The organism is Psychroserpens mesophilus, assembly GCF_000826645.1.
GTDB classification, from domain to species: Bacteria; Bacteroidota; Bacteroidia; order Flavobacteriales; family Flavobacteriaceae; genus Psychroserpens; species Psychroserpens mesophilus.
In genome coordinates this window covers 1-807 of record NZ_JXJP01000038.1, presented here as the reverse complement: position 1 = coordinate 807, position 807 = coordinate 1, and the positions used below count along the sequence as shown (strand labels likewise).

Genomic DNA, 807 nt, shown 5'->3' with positions numbered 1-807 from the left:
ACGTTGTACAACATTTACCCAAACAATGAAAATTGGAATTATAACGATATTATTTCTTGCTTTTTTAAGTTGCGAAGATGTAACTGAAAGAAAACCTAATGAATCGAATTCGGACAGATTTGAGTTGCTTCCTGAACCAGATAAAGCTGAAAAAGAAAAGTATCTAAAAAATCAAAACCTGACTTCTTTACTTGAAAATCCAATTGACTTACAGAAATTTAAAAAATCAAAAAACATAAATTACACAACAACTGGAGTAAGTAATGGAACGGATTACTACTTTGAGCCAAAAATTAAAGACTCAATATTCTATACTTATAATTATCCAACTGAAAATTTTACTGACTCAAAAAGAATTGACCAAATAGTAGTGTTTAAGCACGGAAACAACAAACACATTTACGAAGACGAAACTGAAATTCTGATTGAATTAAGAATTTTTAATAAGGATTTGGATTTAGGGAAAGCTAATCTCGTTGGACTAACAAAGACGGAATTGGAATCTGAATTCGGAGTAAACTATCTGAGTTTTGAGAATGGAATTGCCTACTCGAATAAAAACAGAATTTTGATTTTGGAACTTGAAAATTCTAAAGTCAAATCCTATCGATATATAAAATTGAATACCGAAAAAGTCGACAAAGATTTAATCCAAGAAATAATAAAATAAAAAACGTTGTACAACAACGTGTATAATTAATTACTGCTGATTTCCTTATCAGAAAATCCTTGAAATTAATTAACTTAGTAACTTATCGGAAAATGACTCACGTCCTTTTCCGTAACTAATCATAACACGAACACGTT

At 29.5% G+C, this 807-nt stretch carries 1 protein-coding gene; it reads left to right on the top strand.

Going from position 1 to position 807, the window contains the following annotated elements:
• The first annotated feature begins 25 nt into the window (after positions 1–25).
• Positions 26–670: a hypothetical protein gene (locus tag TD18_RS16205; protein WP_040254765.1), complete on the top strand. Its 645-nt coding sequence runs from the start codon at positions 26–28 to the stop codon at positions 668–670.
• The last annotated feature ends 137 nt before the right edge of the window (positions 671–807 follow it).